The sequence below is a fragment of the Caldimonas sp. genome, from assembly GCF_046289365.1.
GTDB lineage: Bacteria > Pseudomonadota > Gammaproteobacteria > Burkholderiales > Burkholderiaceae_C > Caldimonas.
On record NZ_JBKBVU010000225.1, the window covers coordinates 1 to 4,783 of the forward strand.

At 66.4% G+C, this 4,783-nt stretch carries 4 protein-coding genes; 2 read left to right on the forward strand and 2 right to left on the reverse strand.

The genetic code is table 11. The features are described from left to right. Positions 1-83 precede the first annotated feature (83 nt). Together ACK42S_RS15815 and ACK42S_RS15820 are read right to left on the reverse strand one after the other, a co-directional pair. Positions 84-794: a response regulator transcription factor gene (locus ACK42S_RS15815; protein ID WP_082007442.1), complete on the reverse strand. Its 711-nt coding sequence runs from the start codon at positions 792-794 to the stop codon at positions 84-86. Further along, positions 791-2,767, reverse strand: coding sequence for a two-component system sensor histidine kinase NtrB (locus ACK42S_RS15820; RefSeq protein ID WP_409709704.1), 1,977 nt, complete (start codon positions 2,765-2,767; stop codon positions 791-793). Before ACK42S_RS15820 ends, ACK42S_RS15815 begins: the two co-directional genes overlap by 4 nt. A 62-nt stretch (positions 2,768-2,829) precedes the next feature. Between ACK42S_RS15820 and ACK42S_RS15825 the strand changes: the two genes are divergently transcribed. Beyond that, complete coding sequence (locus ACK42S_RS15825; RefSeq protein WP_052231374.1) at positions 2,830-3,855, forward strand: DctP family TRAP transporter solute-binding subunit; 1,026 nt, start codon at positions 2,830-2,832, stop codon at positions 3,853-3,855. A gap of 126 nt (positions 3,856-3,981) precedes the next feature. Then, the coding region (locus ACK42S_RS15830; protein WP_409709707.1) for a DctP family TRAP transporter solute-binding subunit at positions 3,982-4,783 on the forward strand (802 nt) is incomplete at its 3' end.

The following is a 4,783-nucleotide window of genomic DNA, read 5'->3' on the forward strand; positions in this document are numbered from 1 at the left end:
CGGCCCTCTACGCGGCCAAGCGGGCCGGGCGCAACCGCGTCGTCGTGGGCCACCTTGACGAAGCGGCGCCGGTCCAAGCGATTTCAAATACCTGAGGTCGAGGTCGTGGGGGCGGGGTGACCCTCCGCGAGGGCTTGGGTACCTGCAGGCAGTCCCGACGCGGGGGCGGCGGGGGGCTGCGGCCACAAGCCGTACCGCCCCAGTAGGTGGGCCAGCTCCAGCGCGGAGCCCACATTCATTTTCTGCAAGATATTGGCCCGGTGAAATTCGACCGTGCGCTCGGCAATGCCGAGCCGATCGGCGATATTTTTGTTGTAGCGGCCCTGCAGCACCTCGGCCAGCACGTCGCGCTCGCGAGGGCTGAGCTGATGCAAGGCTGAGCGCAGCTGCAGTGCGCGCAGCGCCTCGGGGCTGCTGGCGATCTGTAGCGCCCGCTGCACCTTGTCCACCAATGAGTTGTCCTGAAAAGGTTTTTCCAGAAAGTCCCAGGCGCCCTGTTTGACCGCTTGCACCGCCGTCGGAATATCGCCGTGTCCAGTGAGAAACAGGACCGGCCACGGACACTGCCACTGGCGCAGTTGTTCGAACACATCCAGGCCGCTCAGCGGAACCATACGGATGTCCAACAACACCACCGCGACCGGCCACGCAGTGCGCCGTGTCTGCGCCCAGTCGAGAAAGGCGTTGCCGTTGCTCCAAGCGCGCGACGGCAACGCGCGCGAGGCGAGCAGCCAGCACAGCGCGTCGCGCAGATCGGCGTCGTCGTCGACGATGTGGACTTCGGTTTCGGTCATGGCCTGTTCTCCGAGGGGGCAGCCTGCGGTAGCCACAGCGTAAACCGCGCGCCGCCGAGCAGCGGATCACGCCCCACGTCAATGCGGCCGCGGTGGGCTTCGACCACGGAGCGAGCGATGGCCAGCCCCATGCCCATTCCCCCCTCTTTGCGGGAAACGAAAGCCGTGAAGAGCGTGTCGGCGATGTCGGGTGCCACGCCGGGGCCGTTGTCGCCAATGGCAATACCGATGCGTTGGGCCTCGCGGTGCAGCGTCACGCGCACGCGCGCCTGTCGCTCTGATGTCGAGCCGACCGACGCCCAATGCACCGCATTGTCCAGGACGTTGCGCACCGCATGTTCCAGCCAGCCCGGGTCGGCCAGCACGACCGCTTCGTCTGCGGGCCAGTCGACGTCGATGCGCATGCGTGAGTCGGTGCGCGCTCGCTGCGCCTCGATCAAACGCCGCAAGAAGGGCTGTAGCGCCAACGGCCTGGCGTCCAATTCCCGGCGGCGGGCAAAGGCGTTGACCCGCTGCACGATCCGCCCGACTTTGTCCGCGAGTCCTGCGATGCGCTCGACCACCGCCCTGATCTCGTCGAGTCCGGGTGGTTGCGTGCGCAGTCGATTGAGCAGACCGTGGACAAACCCATTGAGCGCGCCCAGCGGTTGATTCAGCTCGTGGGCCAGGGTGCTGGCCATCTCGCCCACCGCCACCAGTTGACCCAGCGCCTCCAACCGCTCTCGGTGCAGGGCTTCGAGCCGCTGCGCCTGCTTGCGCTCAGTGATGTCGAGTACCGCACTCATCCACCCGATTTGCCGACCCTTGGTATCGAGCAAGGCCGACTCGTGCACCAAAACGTCCACCCGGTGGCCGTCGCGGTGGCGAAACACCAGCTCCACCCCGGCAGCCGGGGTGCCGGCCCGGCGCAGTTCCCCGTGCAGGGCGCTGAGTTCGTCGTGCAACTCGTCCGGCCAGTAGGGCAGTGGGGCCGCGCGACCGAGCAGCTCCTGTGGGCCATAGCCAACGAGCTCACAAAACGCCCGGTTGACATAGCGGATGCGCCCCTCCATGTCCCACACCCGTAGGCCAGTACGCACGGCACTTTCCATCGCGCGCCGAAAGGCCACCTCAGCCTGCAGGGCTTGTTGCGCTTGCTGGCGTGCACGCATGCCCCGCAGCATGGCCCACGCCGCGGCCCCCAGCGCCAGCAGCAATACCAGCGCCAGCAGCAGCAATCCCCGTGGCACGGCCGGTGTCGGGACGTCCAGCGGCTTCACCGACAACACGAGCGGTGCGCCAGGCAGGTCGAGTACGGTGCGGATCCCATCTCCTTCACCGTCATCCGTCATGTGTGGTGCGCCGGTCTGTGTGACGGAGACCTGGTAACGGGCGGCATACCAGGGCGGGACGACCGCGGCCAGCACCGCCGGCCAGTCGATTCGGGCCGCCACGAGAACAGCACTGGTGTCGGTGGCCGACGCCGGAACCGCCAGCCACCCGTGTGACGAGGGTTGACCGATGCCGTCGCGCATGGGCCCAACGTAGCTGGGCCGGCCAAAGGCTTGCGTCGCGGCACGTAGGGTATCCAAGGCTGCCGCGTTGTCCGGGTGCGTCAGACGGTCGGCATCCATCGCCGCGACAGCCGGGCCGACGGCTTGCGGGGCCCACCAACCCCATGCCGTCACGGCCTGTGTGTCGCGCAACAGCGCCCCGGCAAAAGCGGAGGGATCGGTGGTCTCGCTGGGGGGCTGTGTTGCCAAGTGTGTCAGATCACGCTCGAGGCGTTGCAGGTGAAACGCCAGCGCCCGTTGCAGCCATGCCGCATCGGCGCGATATTGGCGCAGGGCTTCCTCATGCTCGAAGCGGCGCACCACCGCCACCAGCGTGATCGCCACCACCAGCAGTGCCAGACTGAGCACGACGAGCGCGGCGATCCAGCCGGAGGGCAGCCCCGCATCACGCGCCGGTGCGGGCGACCACTCCCAGCCCACGGCGTCCGACGACAGCGTGGCATCGGTTGGTGACGCATTCATGTGCGTATAGCATACGCTGCATGGTCGCACCGCACGGCTCTCGAGGTCTGACGCGCCGCCGCTGGACGGTGGCGGTGGGCGTGGCGGGGGTAGTGGGGCCTGCCGTACTGCGGGCGCAGCCGCGCCTGCGCTTGCGGCTGGCGCACGTGGTGGCGCCCGATACGCCCAAGGGCTTGATGGCCACCCGGCTGCAGGCGTTGCTGGCGCAACGCAGCGAGGGGGCTGTCGTTTTGGATGTGTATCCGAACGGCTCGCTCTACAGCGACGCCGACGAGCTGGAGGCACTGCAGTGGGGGGCCGTGGAGTTGTTGATCCCGTCGCTGTCCAAGTTTGGGCGTTTGGGCACGGCCGTGTTCGAGCTGTTCGATTTACCGTTTTTGTTCGCCGACCGCGCCGCGGTGCGGCGTGTGGTGGAGGGTGAGTGGGCGCGCGAGCTGTTCGAGCCGCTGCAACGCCATGGATTGTTGGGTCTGGGCTTTTTGGACAACGGCTTCAAGCACATGAGCGCCCGCACCCATCCCTTGCGCGAGCCGCGTGACTATCGCGGGCTGCGCATGCGGGTGCAACCGTCGCTGACGATCGCGGCCCAGATGCGTGCACTGGGTGCATACCCCGTGATGATGGACTTTGCGGCCACGCGTCATGCCTTGGCCCGCGGCGTGGTGGACGGCACGGAGAATCCGCTGACCAACTTTTGGTCGGGTCGCATGCACGAGGTGCAGCGTCACCTCACACTGAGCGCGCACGGCTACCTGGGCTACGCGGTCGTGGCCAATGCGACATTTTGGGCGCACCTGCCACAGCCGGAGCGTCGCCTCATCGAGGTCGCGCTCGCCGATGCCATCGCCTTTGGCAACGCGATGGCCTTGCAGCAAGAGCAGCGGGCCTTGCAGGCCTTGCGCGACGATGGCCGGATCCAGCTCCACTATCCCAGTCCGGAGGAGCGGGAGGCGCTGCGGCAAGCGATGGCCCCGGCCGATGATGCGCTGGCCGCCCGCATCGGGCCCCGTTGGGTACGGGCAATGCGGGAGCGGGCGCAAGCCTAGGGTTTTCCCGAATGTGGAACGCCACAGTTGTGGCGTTGCTCCCTCTGGCGATAAGGTTCGCGCGCCGCGGGCAGCGCGACTGGGCTGCGCCGCGCAAGTCATGTGGGTCACAAAGGAGCAACTGCGATGAAAGTGTGGAAACTGTTGCTTGGCGCGGCGGCGCTGGGTTTTGCGGTGGCGTCGTCGGCTGGGCCGATCGTTGTCAAATTCAGCCACGTGGTGGCGGACGTGACCCCCAAGGGTCAGGCGGCGCTCAAGTTCAAGGAACTGGCCGAAAAGAAACTGCCGGGCAAGGTGGAGGTGCAGGTCTTCCCCAACAGCCAGCTCTTCGGTGACGGCAAGGAGATGGAGGCGCTGCTGCTGGGCGACGTGCACATCATCGCACCCTCGCTCGCCAAATTCGAGAAGTACACGCCCAAGCTGCAGGTGTTCGACCTGCCTTTCCTGTTCAAGGACATGGCCGCGGTGGACCGCTTCCAGGCCAGTCCGAAGGGCCAGGAGCTGCTGCGCTCGATGGAGAAGAAAGGGATCCTGGGGTTGGGGTACCTGCACAATGGCATGAAGCAGCTATCAGCCAACAAGCCGTTGTACCTGCCCAGCGACGCCAAGGGGCTCAAGTTCCGCATCCAGGCCTCGGACGTGCTGGAGGCGCAATTCAAGGCGGTCGGGGGGGTGCCGCAGAAAATCGCTTTCTCAGAGGTCTATCAGGCGCTGCAAACCGGTGTGGTGGACGGCACCGAAAACCCCTGGTCCAACATCTACAGCAAGAAGTTCCACGAGGTACAAGAGTACATCATGGAATCCGACCACGGCGTGCTCGACTACATGGTGATCACCAACGCCAAGTGGTGGAATGGTTTGCCGGCCGATATCCGCCAAGGGCTGGAAGCCGCCATGAAAGAGGCCATCGCCTACGGCAACGAGGTGG